Origin of the sequence: Streptomyces boninensis (genome assembly GCF_048572725.1) — a bacterium.
GTDB lineage: Bacteria > Actinomycetota > Actinomycetes > Streptomycetales > Streptomycetaceae > Streptomyces > Streptomyces boninensis.
The window spans coordinates 2,900,470-2,916,289 of sequence record NZ_CP183837.1; the positions used below are offsets into that span (position 1 = coordinate 2,900,470).

At 69.3% G+C, this 15,820-nt stretch carries 18 protein-coding genes; 4 read left to right on the top strand and 14 right to left on the bottom strand.

Annotated features, from left to right (window positions below; all coding sequences use genetic code 11):
• Positions 1–321 precede the first annotated feature (321 nt).
• The gene (locus ACNNMR_RS13135) at positions 322–789 is read left to right on the top strand and encodes a phage terminase small subunit P27 family (RefSeq protein ID WP_419994768.1); all 468 of its coding nucleotides are present in this window, start codon (positions 322–324) and stop codon (positions 787–789) included.
• Between the two features lie 53 nt (positions 790–842).
• Positions 843–1,439, top strand: coding sequence for a hypothetical protein (locus ACNNMR_RS13140; protein WP_419994769.1), 597 nt, complete (start codon positions 843–845; stop codon positions 1,437–1,439).
• Positions 1,440–1,541: 102 nt separating this feature from the next.
• On the opposite strand, the gene ACNNMR_RS13145 is transcribed toward ACNNMR_RS13140, so the two are convergent.
• From ACNNMR_RS13145 to ACNNMR_RS13155, 3 genes are all read right to left on the bottom strand, one after another.
• Positions 1,542–1,850, bottom strand: coding sequence for a hypothetical protein (locus ACNNMR_RS13145; protein WP_419994770.1), 309 nt, complete (start codon positions 1,848–1,850; stop codon positions 1,542–1,544).
• A gap of 112 nt (positions 1,851–1,962) precedes the next feature.
• Complete coding sequence (locus tag ACNNMR_RS13150) at positions 1,963–2,637, bottom strand: hypothetical protein (protein WP_419994771.1); 675 nt, start codon at positions 2,635–2,637, stop codon at positions 1,963–1,965.
• A 162-nt stretch (positions 2,638–2,799) separates the two neighbouring features.
• Positions 2,800–3,015 carry a hypothetical protein gene (locus tag ACNNMR_RS13155; RefSeq protein WP_419994772.1) on the bottom strand — a complete coding sequence of 72 codons (216 nt, stop codon included), beginning with the start codon at positions 3,013–3,015 and terminating at the stop codon, positions 2,800–2,802.
• 169 nt (positions 3,016–3,184) lie between these two features.
• On the opposite strand from ACNNMR_RS13155, the gene ACNNMR_RS13160 reads away from it, so the two are divergent.
• Positions 3,185–3,943: a DUF6879 family protein gene (locus ACNNMR_RS13160; RefSeq protein WP_419994773.1), complete on the top strand. Its 759-nt coding sequence runs from the start codon at positions 3,185–3,187 to the stop codon at positions 3,941–3,943.
• 11 nt (positions 3,944–3,954) lie between these two features.
• A complete protein-coding gene (locus ACNNMR_RS13165) occupies positions 3,955–4,806 on the top strand; it encodes a helix-turn-helix domain-containing protein (RefSeq protein WP_419994774.1) in 852 nt (283 codons plus the stop codon).
• A gap of 138 nt (positions 4,807–4,944) precedes the next feature.
• Here ACNNMR_RS13165 and ACNNMR_RS13170 read toward each other — a convergent pair whose 3' ends face one another.
• The 11 genes from ACNNMR_RS13170 to ACNNMR_RS13220 all read right to left on the bottom strand — a co-directional run bounded on the left by ACNNMR_RS13170 (position 4,945) and on the right by ACNNMR_RS13220 (position 15,803).
• Complete coding sequence (locus ACNNMR_RS13170; RefSeq protein WP_419994775.1) at positions 4,945–7,005, bottom strand: cell division protein FtsK; 2,061 nt, start codon at positions 7,003–7,005, stop codon at positions 4,945–4,947.
• Positions 7,002–7,376, bottom strand: coding sequence for a DUF6251 family protein (locus tag ACNNMR_RS13175; RefSeq protein ID WP_419994776.1), 375 nt, complete (start codon positions 7,374–7,376; stop codon positions 7,002–7,004). The genes ACNNMR_RS13170 and ACNNMR_RS13175 overlap by 4 nt, the downstream gene beginning before the upstream one ends.
• Positions 7,373–7,549 (bottom strand): hypothetical protein, encoded by a 177-nt coding sequence (locus ACNNMR_RS13180; protein ID WP_419994777.1) that lies wholly within the window; start codon positions 7,547–7,549, stop codon positions 7,373–7,375. The genes ACNNMR_RS13175 and ACNNMR_RS13180 overlap by 4 nt, the downstream gene beginning before the upstream one ends.
• Positions 7,549–8,637 carry a conjugal transfer protein gene (locus ACNNMR_RS13185; protein ID WP_419994778.1) on the bottom strand — a complete coding sequence of 363 codons (1,089 nt, stop codon included), beginning with the start codon at positions 8,635–8,637 and terminating at the stop codon, positions 7,549–7,551. The genes ACNNMR_RS13180 and ACNNMR_RS13185 overlap by 1 nt, the downstream gene beginning before the upstream one ends.
• Positions 8,634–8,843, bottom strand: a complete 210-nt coding sequence (locus ACNNMR_RS13190) for a hypothetical protein (RefSeq protein WP_419994779.1) — start codon at positions 8,841–8,843, stop codon at positions 8,634–8,636. Before ACNNMR_RS13190 ends, ACNNMR_RS13185 begins: the two co-directional genes overlap by 4 nt.
• Positions 8,840–9,220: a DUF6907 domain-containing protein gene (locus ACNNMR_RS13195; protein WP_419994780.1), complete on the bottom strand. Its 381-nt coding sequence runs from the start codon at positions 9,218–9,220 to the stop codon at positions 8,840–8,842. Before ACNNMR_RS13195 ends, ACNNMR_RS13190 begins: the two co-directional genes overlap by 4 nt.
• Positions 9,217–9,516: a hypothetical protein gene (locus ACNNMR_RS13200; RefSeq protein WP_419994781.1), complete on the bottom strand. Its 300-nt coding sequence runs from the start codon at positions 9,514–9,516 to the stop codon at positions 9,217–9,219. Before ACNNMR_RS13200 ends, ACNNMR_RS13195 begins: the two co-directional genes overlap by 4 nt.
• A 3-nt stretch (positions 9,517–9,519) precedes the next feature.
• Complete coding sequence (locus ACNNMR_RS13205; protein ID WP_419994782.1) at positions 9,520–9,930, bottom strand: DUF6907 domain-containing protein; 411 nt, start codon at positions 9,928–9,930, stop codon at positions 9,520–9,522.
• A 324-nt stretch (positions 9,931–10,254) separates the two neighbouring features.
• Positions 10,255–13,059 (bottom strand): pyruvate, phosphate dikinase, encoded by a 2,805-nt coding sequence (gene ppdK, locus ACNNMR_RS13210; RefSeq protein WP_419994783.1) that lies wholly within the window; start codon positions 13,057–13,059, stop codon positions 10,255–10,257.
• 744 nt (positions 13,060–13,803) lie between these two features.
• A complete protein-coding gene (dusB, locus tag ACNNMR_RS13215; RefSeq protein ID WP_419994784.1) occupies positions 13,804–14,934 on the bottom strand; it encodes a tRNA dihydrouridine synthase DusB in 1,131 nt (376 codons plus the stop codon).
• A gap of 14 nt (positions 14,935–14,948) precedes the next feature.
• The gene (locus tag ACNNMR_RS13220) at positions 14,949–15,803 is read right to left on the bottom strand and encodes a helix-turn-helix transcriptional regulator (protein WP_419994785.1); all 855 of its coding nucleotides are present in this window, start codon (positions 15,801–15,803) and stop codon (positions 14,949–14,951) included.
• Between the last annotated feature and the right edge of the window lie 17 nt (positions 15,804–15,820).

Below are 15,820 nucleotides of genomic sequence, written 5' to 3' on the forward strand. Positions count from 1 at the left end.
AACGGTTCCGCCAAGGCGTACTGGACCGCGATCCGGTGTGCGTCGAATGCCGAGGCGCACCCGCGACCGTCGCCGATCACTACCCGAAGAGCCGTAAGCAGCTCGAGGTCGAAGGACTCGACCCCGACGACCCCCAGCACGGCCGCGGACTCTGCGAGCCCTGCCACAACCGATCCACAGCCCAGCGGCAGCCCGGCGGATGGAACGCCACGTGATCACGGGGGTGGGGGATGATCCCCTTCCGTGATCATGGAATGACCGTGGGGGAGGGGATCGCATGGCCGGGGGCTTCAAGATCTGTTTCTGAAAGGCGGGTGAACGATGCCAGCAGCACGTAAGCCGCTCTACTCGGTGACGCAGGCGGAGCGTGAGCGCCGGCGGATAGCTGTCGGCCCGGGGCTGGACTGGGACAAGATCCCGGCGCAGTTGGACAGGGCGGGCAAGGCGGAGTGGAAGCATCTGGCGGAGCAGCATGCGGCGTATCCGACGCGAGTGCGGGAGACGGACCGGGCGGCGGTGGTGGCCTATTGCTCGTGGTGGTCTGCGTTCGATGCGGCGCAGCGGGATATCGCGAAGCGCGGGGCGCTCGTCGAGGGTCGTTCCTCGGCGGACGCGGCCCGGGGCGGCGCCGGTCTGGTGAAGAACCCTTCCGTGGCGGCCATGCGCGATGCGTCGACGCAGTTGCGCTACTGGGCTCGCGAGTTGGGGCTGACGCCGGATGCGCGGGCCCGTCAGGGGCTGCAGATCGAGGAGCCGGAAGACCTCGACCCGGAAGGGATCTTCGACTAGGAGATGCTCGGCAATCACAGGCGCCAGTCGATAGGCGCTCGTAGGCTCCGGTCATGCATTCCACTGCACACCTTCTGGCAGAGAGCGCTGCAGCTCAAGTGACTTGGGCCCAGGAGTTGACGGCATACGTGGCGCTAGCTGGGCTCGGAACCACGATCTTTCTAGCGTGGAGGGATCGGAGGCGTGCTGATCAGCAACTGAAGGCTGAGATCGAGCGTCACGAGCTGGCGCTCAAGGAAGAGAGGGAGCGGCACGAGCGCGATCGCGCTGAGGCAGCCCGTCAGATCCGCGAAGAGCGGACGCGTGCTGGGGACGAGCGGATGCGCCAGCACCGCATGGACCTGCTGCTGAAGGTATCGGAAGCCTACGCAGAGCTGCGGGGCCACAAGAGGATGCCCCAGGAGGACGCTGCGCGCGAACGGCTCCGCGTTCTGCTGCACTTGGTTCCTGATGGAAGCCAGACTTACCTCAAGGACGCACTCGGACTGCGGCTGAAGTACGACGACGAACAGGGCCTCGAACGGTTCCTTGAGACGGTCGTACCGCAACCGGACGGGGAGACTGAGAAGCCGTATGCAGAGTGGGTCTACGAGGAGCTTCGCCAAGACATCGAGGTCTTGATGGGACCCGAACCACCCGAAGGGTGGTGACCGGCAGGTAGAGCCCCGCCCCGGAAGGCATCACCGGGACGGGGCTCGGCGCCGCCCATGGGCCTGACGCAGGGGCGGCGGTCTCGTCGCCGGACGGGCAGTTCAGCGGCGTCTGCGGCGGCGGGCGGGGACGTGGTCAATGATGGGCGCCTGGTACCCCGTCGGCGGCCGCATCTTCGCGGCGGCGCGACGGATCTCGTCTTCCGTCGCCGGCTCCACCTCGGTCTTGAAGACGGTGTACTCGGCTTTGCCGAATCGCGCGCGGACTCTGAGCTCCCCTACGTCGTCGATTACGCAGCCGACGCCGAGACGCACCTCCGGGTGCTTGACCCACCGCCGCTTCGTCCACCACTCGCCGTCGGTGACGTTCTCTTCATCCGTCGTGGCGCCCTCCGCGTCGATGGTGCTCAAGGCGTCCTCCTCGGTGCGTCGTTGCGGGTGGTGCTGGGGCCGCCTCCTGCCGACCGTCGCGGCCTACCGCGGCCGCCCGCGAACGTGGCGTTCGCAGCAGGAGACGGGAGTCTCAAGGGCGTCGGGCGGTGGCCGTCTCGCGGGCGAGGTCGACGACGGTGCAGCCGCGCACCATCTGGGTCTGGTGGCTGGCCTGGACCCAGCGCACGGCGTTGTCCTCGTAGGGCAGAGTCTCAGCCTTGCCCGGCTGGGGCAGCGGCATGCCGCGCTGATAGCGCATGCCGTGCACGCCGTCGATGCGGGGAGCCTGGACGCGGAGGGCGACCCAGCCCTCCTCCTGTAGGTGCGGGCATTCCTCGACCGCCAGGTGGGCGCAGGGCAGGCAGACAGGCGGGTGGGCAGTGACCATGCGCTCTGGCCAGTCCGGCCAGTCACCGCGCGCGTCCTCGACGATCCACAGCGTGCCGCGAGTGTCGCGGTCCGCGGGCTCGCCGCAGACCTGGCACAACAGCCGCCGCATCGCGCGACGCTGCCGCAGCGCATGCACGCGGCCGAAGTCCGGCCGCCCCGATTTCGGACGGATGGAATTGCGCGCCCACACCACCCCGTGCTCGTCACGGTCCTGGGGAACCTCGTCCGCGTAGCCGATGCCGAACCCGCGGTGAACAACGGGAGGGCTGACGTTCCACTCGCTGCTCCAGGCGGCGATGTAAGGGACGACGCTCGGGCGCCGCAGCACGGGCCGCATCAGCCGGCCCTGCCGCCTGCCCGGCGATGCCGCGGGCATTTACAGGGCGGGTAGAGGGCGAGGTTTTCGTCGGCCGGCGCGGGTTCGGCGGTCGGTGCGATGACACGGGTACGGCCCCAGGTACGGCCTCCGTCGCGGGACACCCGCAGCGTCATCCGGGGTTGGAACGGCAGGAGCGCCGCGGCGCCCGCGCACGTGGCGTCACCCATCGCTGTCTCCTCCGCGGTCACGGAGCGCGCCGGCGAGCTGCATCGCAACCTCCGCCCGCACTGTGCCGAGCTGGACGAGCGCCAGCCGCGGCGACGTGGTGTCGATAGCGAGCGACGGCAGCACGATGTCGACGCCCGTGAGCGCGTCGCGCAGCTGCTCAACTGCAGTGCCCGGGTCGACGCCCGGGGCTCTCTTCGTGGTCGCCATGACCGGCACCGTAGGGAGTGCAGCAGCCTGTCGGACAGGCGGAATTCTCCAATATGCTCGACCTACCTCGGGAGTTGCTCGAATATCCTCCTGAACTCGGGACAGCGGCAGTGTGCGCCGCCGTTGAGACGGCCATGCTCGTCACATCAACTGGCGAAGGGAGCACCCCATGGCGCGACGTCTGCGCTACAACGGCAGCGGCCCCGGCGACTCCGACGGCGGCGGCTGCCCCTCGGTACACGAAGACCAGGGCTCCGACGATGTGATCGTGCACGGCCCACCGCTGGCCGATCCCGAGGACCTGGCTCAGCTGCAGCACATCCAGGAAGGCGAGGTTGCCATCGTCGTGCCCCGCACAGTCCTCGTCGACTTCGGGCCCAAGGACCGCACCCCGCACATGGTGGACGTAGACGCCTTCCTGCGGCTCTTCGAATCCTTCGAGCACACCGCCTGGCGGCTGGAGACCCGGCGCCGCTACGCCAGCGACGAGCAGACCGCGACCTGGCGGCAGTTCGCTGCCGGCCAGCCCGTGCAGTGGGATTACGACAACGCATGGCTTGCCGGCGTCCGCCGGCAGACCGAGCAGGGCAAGCGGTTCGAGCGGGTGCGCGTGGTCGACACCCCGCCGACGCGAGGCCAGCGGTACCTGCTCGAGGGCGCGCACCGGAACAACGCCGCCGGCGAGGACATCCGCAACCTCACCCGCGCGGAAGCCGAGCGGCTGCAACTCCCGCGTGAGGACTTCTGGCTCTTCGACTCCCGCATGGCCGCGGTGCTCAACTTCGACGACTCGGACAACCTGCTGGGCGCAGAGCTGGTCACGGAGCCGATGCGCGTCAACCGCTATGCACAGATCCGCGATGCTGCCTGGCACTTCGCCGTTCCGTCCGACAAGTTCGCAGCCGAGGCAGTCACGGCGCAGAGCTGAGTGGCACGCCGGTGAGCACGGACTTTCAGCAGGCTCGTTCCGCCCTCGGGGACCGACTGAGGGAGCTGCGGCTGACGGCCGCGGGGGGCCGGCTCACCGGCACAGATCTGGCTGCGCGGCTGGGGTGGCAGCAGTCGAAGATCAGCAAGTTGGAGAACGGCAAGCAGACGGCCACAGACGATGATCTGCGCTCGTGGGCGGAGGTCACCGGCCATCCCGAGGCGGTAGGCGAGCTGGTGGCCCGGCTGCGTGCGTTCGAGTCGCACATGCGCAGCTGGCGCCGTCAGCTGGCCGCCGGCCACCGCCCCGTGCAGGACGCCATCAGTGCCGAGCATGCGCGTACCCAGACGTTGCGTATCTGGGAGTGCGGGATCATGCCCGGGATGCTGCAGACCGCCGACTACGCGCGGAACGTCTTCACCCGGCACGCCGCGCTGATGCAGTCGCCGCGCGATACCGAGGACGCGGTGCGGGCCCGCATCCAGCGCCAGGAAGGGCTCTACGACGCGAGCCGACGCTACGAGATCATCATGTGGGAGGCCGCGCTGTACGCCGCCCTGTGTCCGCATGCAGTGCTGGCTGCGCAGTTGGACCGGCTGATCAGCGTCCTCGGGCTGGACACCGTGGAACTCGGCATTGTGCCGCTCTCAGCGTCGCTGAAGATCGCCCCCACGCACGGGTTCTGGATCTACGACGAGCGGCTCGTGGTCGTCGAGGACCGGCACGCCGAACTTTGGCTTGAGGACGCCGACACCATCGCCCTGTACATGCGCACCTGGGAGATGACCCGTGACTCCGCGGTGTACGGCGCCGAGGCTCATCGAGTGATCGCGCGCGCCCGGCACGCCCTGAACACTCCGTGACGACAGGGAGGGAAGCGGGTCGGGGAGGCGAAGGGGCCTGTTTCCCGTTTCCCGCGGTGTTGCCTCCCTCGCCTCCCTCGCCTCCCTCAACGCCTGTTTGTGCAGGTGGCACCGAGGGAGGCGGGAGGGAGAACTCCCTCAGAGGTCGTCGGCTCCCTCATCGTCTTCGACGTCCGCGACGTCCTCCGTCATGCGCTCGATGATGGCGTCTTGGAGGCGGTCGGCGGCGACGACCATGCGGCCACCTGACTTGTACTGCTCGGCCCCGTAGGGCTCCAGCGCCCGCTTCAGGTCGGCCGGCCCCCACTCGCGGTAGGCGTCCGGGTTGCGCTCGGCGAGCAGGTGCAGCACCTGGTGCACAAGCATGCGCGGCTCGTCGCCGACGACGGCCGCCGTATCGGCGAGCGGGTCAGCGGGCTCGAACGTGGGCACCTCCCACACGCCGTCGGCGTTCTGGTACGCCTTCAGCGCGCGCTCTACAACCGGCGTGACCTCGTCGAGGTTCTTCTCCGGGTCGCGGGCGACATAGTGCGAGCGGATCACTTCGAATGGCTTGCTGGTGAAGCCCACCGTCACCGCAGTACCGATGTCCTGGCCGGGCACCAGCTCGGTCGCTCGGACGCCGGCCTTGTACCTGCCCGACCCGAGCAGTCCATCGTTGGCGACCTGGTCGCCCACCGCGAACGCCACCCGGTGCGAGGTGTTGCGGGTGACGTCACGCGGGATGCTGTCGGCGGTCGGGGAGACGGTGACCCATATCAGGGTGATGCCGACCTTGCGGGCCTTTTTCATGACCCGGATGGCCAGCTCGGCGGCTTCCTTGCCGTACTGCTTGTGCATGAACAGCTCGTGGCACTCGTCGAAGACGACGACCCGGGGCCGCATCCGCGGATCCTTCACCGCCAGTTCGCGGGTCAGCTTGGGTGAGTCGCCGCCGAGCTCCTCCAGCAGCTTGCCGCGCTCGGTGACCTCGTTCGTGAGGCTCCGCAGCCGGTTGAGCGCCGCTTCGAGCTGCTCGTCATCGTCGCCCTTGACCAGGGCCCGCAGCCGGGGCTTGAGCGGGTCGTAGTCGACGTTGGTGGCCATCACGTAGACCTCGGCCTCGACGATGGGGTCGAGGATGGCGCCGAGCAGCAGCGCGACGACGATCGACGTCTTGCCGGAGCCCATGATGCCGCCGACGATCCAATTCGCCGCCATCAGCTTCCCGACGATGGTCTCGCCGCGCTGCGAGACGGCGACCGGCACGCCCTTGAAATAGTCTGTGGTGCCCTCGGTCAGCAGCGGCCACGCAGGTACCGGCCCGGACAGCGAGCCCTGGTCGGCCACCCACAGATCCAGGATGCCGGGCTGCTTGGGTGGCTCGGTCGGCCACACCTCGACGGGCTTCCGCATCAGGTTGTGCGCCAGCACCGGCTTCTTCGCATTGACCATCTCGACCGTCACACCCAACGGCAGCTGCAACTGCGTGTGATAACCGTTGCCGAGGCGCACGGTGGGCTGCACCCACCGGGGCCTCCACCCCTCCTTGATGGCCTTGTTCAGTGCCGCGATGCCCAGGTTGCCCAACGCCCGCATGATGGCGTTCTCGTCCGGGACGACGTCCCGCTCATCACCGTCGACAGGCAGCGCCCAAGTGGGGGCGGTGCGCTGGTTGCGGCCGACCGACCACACCGCGGCCAGCGCCATGACCGGCAGCGAATACAGCAACGGCCCCCAGATCACGGACGCCAGAAACGCCATCCAGCCCACGAATTCGACGGCCGCGTTCAACGGGGTGAGCACGTCGCGGGTGTCATGGTTGTACCAGGCCACCAGCACGCCCAGGGCCAGCAGCAGACCCGCGCCGGCGGCCACCCCGGACAGCAGCGCTTTCGGCGCGTTCAGCGCCATCTGCAGCAGGTCCATCCGCCGCTTATGCCGCGCGAACCGGTACGCGTATGCCCGCTGCTCCCACTTGCGCACCAGCTCTTCGTTCCCCGCGGCCTCGGCGATCCGCATCATCCGCTGATGCGTGGCCGCGGTGCGGGCCTCCCACGCCCGCCGGGACAGGACACGAGCGCCGCCGACGACGTAGGCGCCGTGACGCACGGCGAGCCGGTACGCGGGCTTCTGGCGGGCCTCTACGACCAGGTGACGCAGCCGCGCCAGGCGGCGGCGCTCGGCAGAGTCCTTCGCGAGCTTCACGCTATCGGTCATCGACGGCCGCCCTTCCGGCCGCCGCCGAGCGCACCGACGACCGTCACGACAACCCATGCCGCCACAGCTAGCGCCACCACGAGGCTGATGATGCCGAGCACGAGCGACTGCACCAGGGCAATGAGCATGGGGGCGAGGAACACGGCCGCGACCACCGCGCCGCCGCCCATGCCGGCACCGAGCGCTACCCGCTGCAGGGTGCGGTCCGGCGGCGCCTGGTGGATGTGCACGATCTGCGGGGGCTGCTGCGAAGGCTCTTCGTTCGCCGGTACGGAGAGCTCGTGCGAGCGCTGTACCGGCAGTTGCGCGGGCTCACGCGGTACGGGGAGGTGGTTGTCGAACCTGTAGCGCCGGGGAAGGCGGTTGCTCACGCTGCCCACCCCCGGAGGTGCCGCGCCACCATGGGCCGCAGCAGGAGGCCGGCGGTGAACGAGAGCCCCACGGGCGTGAGCACGGCCAGGCCCACCGCCATGAGGACGTCCGCGAGCAGCTCGGGGTGCAGGACGAGGACTAGCCCGGCGAGGGCGATGAGGAGAGTGCGCATCAGGCGTATCCGCCTTCCATCTTCTTCGCGGCACGGGCCCGGGACAGGGCGGTGCGCACGTAGGGCTCGGTGACAACAAGGCGCCTGCGGCGGGCAACCTGCTCGGCGATCTCACGGGCGGATGCGTCCGGTCCAAGGGCGGATGCGGCCTCGACGACCGCGGCCTCGACCGTCAACGGCTCCAACTCGCCGACCTGCGGCGCATCCACCGCATCGAATTGATGCGCCTCGCCCTCCGTCGGCTGCTGGCCGAGGACGAGGGCGACCGCGATGGCGTCGACAGGCACGCCGTAGGTGCCGAGCATGTGAGCCAGCTCCGCCGGCGGCGCATCGGGGCGCGCCTCCTGCGCCAGGCGGATCGCGTCGGCGGGATGCATGCCGCGAAGGCGTGCACGCAGCAGCTCCGTGGCGGAGGCCGGCTTGAGCTCATTGACGGGGCTCGCCGGCAGGCTGTCGTGCTGGCCGCCGTACATGGTGGCGAGGGCCGCATCGGCCCCTTCCCGCAGCCGTACCCGCTGCACCTCGACAAGCGCGCCACCGAGAACCTGGTCACCCACGCCGACCTGCCGCGCGAGCTTCCACGACTTGCGCAGCGCAGCAGTGCGGGTCCCCTCATCCGGGTGCCGCTCGGCGGCGGCCTGGTGGTAGGCGAGCTGCTGCACCGCGTCGGCATTGCGGCGCTGCGCCTCGGCATCCACTCCGGTGGTGTAGATGACGATCCGGCGGGCGATCAGACCCAGGCCCTCGGCGGCCCCGCTCATCCCGAGCGGGGTGACGCCGTACACCGCGGCCTCGGTGATGTTCGAGGCGAGGGACAGGCCCATCCCGCAGGCAGCAAGCGGCGCAACCCACAGACCGACGCGCACCCACGGCGGCGAGGACTGGCCCAGCAGGGTCAGACCCAGCAGGGTCAGCGCCAGAATCAGGGTCAGCCCCTCGCCCGCGGCGACAACGCCGGCAGCGGTGGCCTTGCGGCCGAACTCGGCGAGCGCGTTCGCGAACGTGCCCACCGCACCGGCCACGCCGACGGCGACCATGACGACGGCGGCCGTACCGAGAACAAGCCGCTGACCAGCCGTGAGGCTCATGACCCCGTCACCCCCTCGACCTGGCCGAGGGCGCGCCGCACCACGTAGTGCGCCAGCAGCGCGAACCCGTGGTCGTCACGGAGCCGGTACGCGGCGAGCAGCCGACCGAGCAGCTGCTCAACAGGCAGCAGCGGCCGGGCCGCCGAGGACGCAGCCACAACAGCTTTGTCCTCGGTCGGCCGCGGCACATAGGCGTACCGGCTCACGACGCCTCCACCCCCCGCAGGCGGGCCAGACGCCGGGACTGAGCCCGCAGCCGGAAGCCGTACCCGATCAGCGCCGCCGACAGAAGGTCAAGCTCCTCCGCGTCATGCGCAACCCAGTCGCCGCCGAGGTCGACGCTCATCACCGTGGCCGTGCCAGGCGGCTTATCCGCGAACGGCCGCTTCTCCAGCGAACACGACAAGACCGTCTGCGGACCGAGGTAGGTCGCAACCGTCAGGCCGTGTTCCGCGCCCTCGTGCGCCAGGTCCGCCGCATAGCCGCCGGCGCCGTGGTCGTCGCTGACGCACCAGTCGGGGCAGGTGAGCGTGACGTCGCCGCGGTCGAGGGTCTGCACGGTCACCGTGCGCGGGCCGCTCATGCCGCACCCCGCTCGCCAACAGCGGCGAGCAGGCCGTGCGCGACCGTCAGCCGCTGCGCCAAATTTTGGTGCTGCGGGAACACCATCACCGGCAGACCGGAGACCACGGCGTAGTAGCCGAGGAAAGATCCGAAGTGCGGGCCGTCCTCCGGCATCTCCAGCATCGTGACGCCGTGCTCGGTGTACAGGGCCTCCAGCGCGGCGGCCAGATCGCCGGCGGCCGTCAGCCGGAACGGGACGGGCAGGGTGTCGGCGTCGGTCACCAGCGCGACAGCCGGGCCATTTGTGGTCGTCATCGCTCAGCCCTCCATCTGCGCGCGCAGCACGCGGAGGGTGGCGAGGAACTGCTCGGCGTCGGCGATGAACACGTCCGCCTGCTCGGAGGTGAGCTCGAAGTCGGACTCCCCCTGCACGTAGATCACAGCCGGGCACTGCCGCTCGCCCTCCTCTTCGAGCGAGTAGATCTCAGCCCGGACGGCGACGTTCTCCCCGAAGCCGTCGCACGGCCCGGCAAGCAGCGCCTCAACGCTGCGGTGCACGGTCGCCCGCGGCCCGCCATTGTGCTCCTGCGAGTCGACGGGGCCGAGCGCGCACCACGCCGGGCACGGCGAGGACGCGGCCGGCGTCAACGAGAACGGGATCGGCTCGCCAGGGTCGACGTCGGCCAGCGACGCCGAAGAGTTGACGAGGATGGATACGGTTGTGCTCATGGTCTGGACTCCTTGATGCAGAAGGGATCTGGATCAAGGCGCCGTTCGGTGTTCCCGCACCGGGCGGCGCCGCCTCTGTCTCCGAGAGGGAGACGGGCGCCGCTACGGCGGGTCACGACCGCGAGAGGGCACAACGAGGGCACAGCACAACGGGAACTGCTCGGTTCCCATCGGTACCACTCGGGCATATTTCAGCAGGTCACAGCGTGTTCGAATGCGTTCCTGCTGGTCGAAAAGGCGGGGCGGGCGCCTCCGCACAGGCGCCCGCCCCTGGGTCCGGAGCGCGAGGGTCAGGGGTGCTCCGGGGGATGAGGGGGTACGGGGTCAGGAAGCGCGGCCGTTCGCCGCCGCTCGCGCTGCCTCCAGCCGCGCGACCGGGATGCGGAACGGGGAGCACGAGACGTAGTCCAGGCCGACCTCGTCGAAGAAGTGGACCGACTCCGGGTCGCCGCCGTGTTCGCCGCAGACGCCGAGCTTCAGGTCGGGCCGCGTGGCCCGCCCCGCCTTCACCGCGTCCCGGACCAGAGCGCCCACCCCGTCCTTGTCGATCGTCTCGAAGGGGGATACGCCGAAGATGCCCTTCTCCAGGTACGCCGTGAAGAACGACGCCTCCACGTCATCCCGCGAGAAGCCCCACACCGTCTGCGTCAGGTCATTCGTGCCGAAGGAGAAGAAGTCGGCCGACTCCGCGATCTGACCAGCCGTCAGAGCGGCGCGCGGCAGCTCGATCATCGTGCCGAGCGACAGCTTCAGCGAGACGCCCCGCCGCGCCTGCACCTCCTCGATGACCTGCTCCGCCTCGTCCCGTACGATCTCCAGCTCCTGGACGGTGCCCACCAGCGGAATCATGATCTCCGCCCGCGGATCGCCCTTCGCGTCCAGCCGGTCCGCCGCCGCCTCCGCGATCGCCCGCACCTGCATCGTGAACAGCCCGGGAATGACCAGCCCGAGCCGCACCCCCCGCAGCCCCAGCATCGGGTTCTGCTCATGCAGCCGGTGCACCGCCTGCAGCAGCCGCAGGTCGTTCTCATTGTGGTCTTTACGGGACTCCGCCAGCGCCACCCGCACCGACAACTCCGTGATGTCCGGCAGGAACTCGTGCAGCGGCGGATCCAGCAGCCGCACCGTCACCGGCAGCCCGTCCATCGCCTCGAAGAGCTGCACGAAGTCGCGCTGCTGCAGCGGCAGCAGCTCCTTCAGCGCCGACTCCCGCTCGGTCTCCGTATCCGCGAGGATCAGCCGCTCCACGTACTCGCGGCGCTCGCCCAGGAACATGTGCTCCGTACGGCACAGCCCGATGCCCTGCGCCCCGAAGCGCCGCGCCCGCGCCGCGTCCTCCGCGTTGTCGGCGTTCGCGCGCACCCGCAGCCGGCGCATCCGGTCCGCGTACGCCATCATCCGGTGCACGGCGACGACCAGTTCGTCCGCGTCCTCGGCGCCCGCGTGCATGCGCCCCTCGAAGTACTCCACGACCGGCGAAGGCACCACCGGCACCTCGCCCTTGTAGACCTTCCCGCTCGACCCGTCGATCGAGATCAGATCGCCCTCGTCAATGACCACGCCACCAGGCGCCGTCATCTGCCGCCGCTTCGTGTCGACTTCGAGCTCCTCCGCGCCGCACACGCACGTCTTGCCCATGCCGCGCGCCACCACCGCCGCGTGCGAGGTCTTGCCACCACGCGACGTGAGAATCCCCTCCGCCGCGATCATCCCGTCCAAGTCATCGGGGTTCGTCTCGCGCCGGATGAGGATGACCTTCTCCCCCGACCGCGACCACTTCACCGCCGTGTACGAGTCGAAGACCGCCTTGCCGACCGCCGCGCCCGGCGACGCCGCGATGCCGCGGCCGATCTGGTCGGCCGTGGCGTCCTCGTCGAAGCGCGGGAACATCAGCTGCGCCAGCTGCGCGCCATTGACCCGCTGCAGCGCCTCCGCCTCATCGATCAGCTTCTGGTCGACAAGCTGCGTGGCGATACGGAACGCTGCCGCGGCCGTCCGCTTGCCCACCCGGGTCTGCAGCATCCACAGCTTGCCGCGCTCGATGGTGAACTCGATGTCGCAGAGGTCGCGGTAGTGGTTCTCCAGCGTCTCCATGATCTGCATCAGCTCGTCGTACGACTTCTTGTCGAGCCCCTCCAGATCGGCGAGCGCGACCGTGTTGCGGATACCCGCCACGACGTCCTCGCCCTGCGCGTTCTGCAGGTAGTCGCCGTACACGCCCTGCTGGCCGGACGCCGGGTCGCGGGTGAAGGCGACGCCCGTGCCGCTGTCCGGGCCGAGATTGCCGAAGACCATCGAGCACACATTGACGGCAGTGCCCAGATCGTGCGGGATCCGCTCCTGCCGCCGGTAGAGCTTCGCGCGGTCGCCGTTCCACGAGTCGAAGACCGCCCGTACCGCCAGGTCCATCTGCTCGCGCGGGTCCTGCGGGAAGTCGCTCCCGGTCTCCTTGGCGACGACCTGCTTGAAGTGCTCGGTGAGCCCCCGCAGATCGTCCGCGCCCAGGTCGACATCCGTGGTCACGCCCTTGGCCCGCTTGGCCTCCTCGATGGCGTCCTCGAAGAGCTCGCCGTCGACGCCCAGCACGGTCTTGCCGAACATCTGGATGAGCCGGCGGTACGAGTCCCAGGCGAAGCGCTCGTCCCCCGCCTGCTTGGCGAGGCCCTCGACGGAGTCGTCGGAGAGGCCGATGTTGAGGACGGTGTCCATCATGCCGGGCATCGAGAACTTGGCGCCGGAGCGTACGGACACCAGCAGCGGGTCATCGGCCTGGCCGAGCTTGCGGCCCATGCGCTGCTCGAGGGCGTCGAGGTGGGCGCTCACCTCGGCACGCAGTGCCGTCGGCTCGGTGCCGGTCTCAAGGTAGACCTTGCAGGCCTCGGTGGTGATGGTGAAGCCGGGAGGGACCGGCAGCCCGAGGTTCGTCATCTCGGCGAGGTTGGCGCCCTTGCCGCCGAGGAGGTCCTTCAGGTCCTTGTTGCCCTCGCTGAAGTCGTAGACGAGTTTCTGATTCTTCTTTTGCTGCTTCTTCGGCACGGGACACCTCACGGGTCTTGCCTGCGCTTCTGCCCTGACGGCGAGGAACATACCCAGATCAAAGGTTGACGGGTACCGCCACTTGCCGATCATGGCGGCTTTCGGCCTCCGCACCTGCGATCCAATGGGCCCGAGGGCCAACCACCTATGCGTTTACTACTCGAAGACTGCCCTTACAGGGGATCCGGGTTTGTCGGTACGCGGCAACTCGAACCGGCCGGACGTGTCACGGTGCGCATGCGCGGGCTTCAGCAGGTGAAGACACACGCCTGGCACTGAGTGCCACGCCTTGGAGAGGTGTGAGCAGCCACTACCTGCTCATCTGAGCATACCGCCAATCAAACGTGGCGAGTATCACGCGGTGTGTCTCACCTCGCGGACCCTGCGGCCCGCCGGTCGGCCGCCTCGGGGCACCCAGTGCCGCGCTTCGCGCCTGCGGCGCGGGCATCCTGTGGCTTCGCCACGGAGTCCTCAAGCGCCGGACCGGCTTGATCGTGGGTGGGCCGGTCCGAGTTCCACGACACCACCGAAAAAACGTGGTGGTCCACCACCGCCCGGTGCTGGGTTTTTTCGGCGGCGTCGTTCCACTCGGCCCTCCTCCCGTAGGGAGAGATCAACCCAGGCGAAGCCAGGGCAAGGCCTAGGCCGAACTCCCCCTCCGGGAGGAGGGCCGAGTGGAGCGACGCTGCCGAAGAAAACCCCGGAACGTACTTGGCCGACCACAGAGGTTTTCTTCGGTAGTGTCGCGGAACTCGGCCCGGCCCACCCACCCCAAGCCCATCCGGCGCTTGAGGATTCCGAGCGAAGCTCGGATGCCGCGCCGCAAGGCGCGAAGATTCAACCCCCGGACGTGTCCAGTTCCGCGTCAGCGCCAATCGCCGCACACTCATACGGATCATCGAGCCACCCGTCCGGCAGGACAACACGCCCACGCCCCGCAGCAGTCCGCCCCCGCGGCCCATCCGCATCGTCAGGCCACGCCTGATCCAGATCCAGCTCCCCAAGCAAAGCGTCCATCTCCGCAAGCGTGCTCGCCATCGCCAGCCGATGCCGGACTTCCTTGCCGACCGAAAAGCCCTTCGTGTACCAGGGCACATGCTTGCGGAAGTCGATGACCCCACGCGTCTCGTCCCCGATCCACTCGCCGAGGAGCTCGGCGTGCCGCAGCATCACCACCGCGACCTCCTTGAGCGTCGGCCGCGCATAGGCCCCCGTCCCCTCAAAGGCGGCGACCAGGTCGCCGAAGAGCCAAGGCCGCCCCAAGCAGCCACGGCCCACCACGATTCCATCGCAGCCGGTATGGCTGATCATGCGGAGAGCGTCATCCGCCGACCAGATATCCCCATTCCCCAGCACCGGAATCTCCGGCACCGTCTCCTTCAGCCGCGCAATCGCATCCCAGTCCGCCGTACCCCCGTAATGCTCCGCCGCGGTCCGCCCATGCAGGGCGATCGCCGTCACGCCCTCCTCGACCGCGATCCGACCGGCATCCAGATACGTGATGTGGTCGTCGTCGATCCCCTTGCGCATTTTCATCGTGACCGGAAGGTCACCCGCATTGCGCACCGCCTCCCGCAGAATGCTGCGCAGCAGATTGCGCTTGTACGGCAGCGCCGACCCGCCGCCCTTCCGCGTCACCTTCGGCACCGGGCAGCCGAAATTCAGATCAATATGATCGGCCAGTCCCTCGTCCGCGATCATCCGGGCCGCCCGCCCCGTATACACCGGATCCACCCCGTACAGCTGAATCGACCGCGGCTTCTCCGACCCATCGAAATGGACAAGACGCATCGTCTTCGGATCCCGCTCCACCAGCGCCCGCGTAGTGATCATCTCGCTGACGAAGAGGCCCTTCCCACCACTGAACTCACGGCACAGCGTCCGGAACGGCGCATTGGTGATACCCGCCATCGGCGCGAGGACGACGGGCGGCTGTACGGCGTGCGGGCCGATCTGGAGCGACGACATCAGACTATTGTCGCTCACGCCGCGACGACCGGAGACGCCGTCGCGATCTGGAGCAGCTCCCGCAGCCGGCCCTCCGTCACCTCGTCGGCCGGGGTGTACGTGGTCAGCTTCGGGCCCTGCCGCGGGCCCAGCCACAGCTGGGTGAAGTCCATCGTCAGCAGCCCCACCCGCGGGTTCAGGAACCGCTTCGTGTGGTTCTCCGGCTGCAGCACGTCATGCCGCTCCCACACCTCGCAGAACTCCGGCGAGGCGTCCTGCAGCCGCTTCAGCAGGGCCTTCCAGGGGGCCTCCGCCAGGTGCTCGGCCATGACGGCCCGGAACTTCGCCGCCATCCCGGGCAGCACCCGCTCCCGGTCGACCACCGCCTCCCGCCACTCCGGGTCGGTGAAGACGAGCCAGAGCATGTTGCGGTCCTCTTCCGGCAGCGCGTCCAGGTCGCCGACCAGGCGGGCGTAGGTGCGGTTGTACGCGAGGATGTCGTAGCGGCTGTTGTGCACCGCCGCCGGATACGGCTCCAGCTGCCGCAGCATCACGTTCAGCGCCGGGGAGATGGCCGCGCAGTCGGCGCGCGGGCTGGGGTCGGCGACGCCCGCGAGGACGAAGAGGTGGGTGCGCTCGGGGCGGTCGAGCATCAGCGCGCGGGCGATGGAGTCCGCGACCTGCGCGGAGATCTGGATGTCGCGGGCCTGCTCCAGCCACGTGTACCAGGTGACCCCGACCGCGGCGAGCGCCGCGACCTCCTCCCGGCGCAGCCCTGGCGTGCGGCGCCGGCGGCCCGGCGGCAGGCCGACCTGCTCGGGCGTGATGCGCTCGCGGCGGGTGCGGAGGAAGTCGGCGAGCTCGCGGCGGGCGATGGCACTCGTGGTCATACTCCCAGGCTGCCGGA

Excerpts from the sequence above, each read along its gene's own strand:
- ACNNMR_RS13140 (WP_419994769.1), top strand. The coding sequence starts at position 843 with ATGCATTCCACTGCACACCTTCTGGCAGAGAGCGCTGCAGCTCAAGTG.
- ACNNMR_RS13200 (WP_419994781.1), bottom strand. The coding sequence starts at position 9,516 with ATGACGACCACAAATGGCCCGGCTGTCGCGCTGGTGACCGACGCCGAC.
- ACNNMR_RS13180 (WP_419994777.1), bottom strand. The coding sequence starts at position 7,549 with ATGCGCACTCTCCTCATCGCCCTCGCCGGGCTAGTCCTCGTCCTGCAC.
- ACNNMR_RS13195 (WP_419994780.1), bottom strand. The coding sequence starts at position 9,220 with ATGAGCGGCCCGCGCACGGTGACCGTGCAGACCCTCGACCGCGGCGAC.
- ACNNMR_RS13205 (WP_419994782.1), bottom strand. The coding sequence starts at position 9,930 with ATGAGCACAACCGTATCCATCCTCGTCAACTCTTCGGCGTCGCTGGCC.
- ACNNMR_RS13160 (WP_419994773.1), top strand. The coding sequence starts at position 3,185 with ATGGCGCGACGTCTGCGCTACAACGGCAGCGGCCCCGGCGACTCCGAC.
- ACNNMR_RS13135 (WP_419994768.1), top strand. The coding sequence starts at position 322 with ATGCCAGCAGCACGTAAGCCGCTCTACTCGGTGACGCAGGCGGAGCGT.
- ACNNMR_RS13155 (WP_419994772.1), bottom strand. The coding sequence starts at position 3,015 with ATGGCGACCACGAAGAGAGCCCCGGGCGTCGACCCGGGCACTGCAGTT.
- ACNNMR_RS13150 (WP_419994771.1), bottom strand. The coding sequence starts at position 2,637 with ATGCCCGCGGCATCGCCGGGCAGGCGGCAGGGCCGGCTGATGCGGCCC.
- ACNNMR_RS13220 (WP_419994785.1), bottom strand. The coding sequence starts at position 15,803 with ATGACCACGAGTGCCATCGCCCGCCGCGAGCTCGCCGACTTCCTCCGC.
- ACNNMR_RS13170 (WP_419994775.1), bottom strand. The coding sequence starts at position 7,005 with ATGACCGATAGCGTGAAGCTCGCGAAGGACTCTGCCGAGCGCCGCCGC.
- ppdK (WP_419994783.1), bottom strand. The coding sequence starts at position 13,059 with ATGATCGGCAAGTGGCGGTACCCGTCAACCTTTGATCTGGGTATGTTC.
- dusB (WP_419994784.1), bottom strand. The coding sequence starts at position 14,934 with ATGTCGTCGCTCCAGATCGGCCCGCACGCCGTACAGCCGCCCGTCGTC.
- ACNNMR_RS13185 (WP_419994778.1), bottom strand. The coding sequence starts at position 8,637 with ATGAGCCTCACGGCTGGTCAGCGGCTTGTTCTCGGTACGGCCGCCGTC.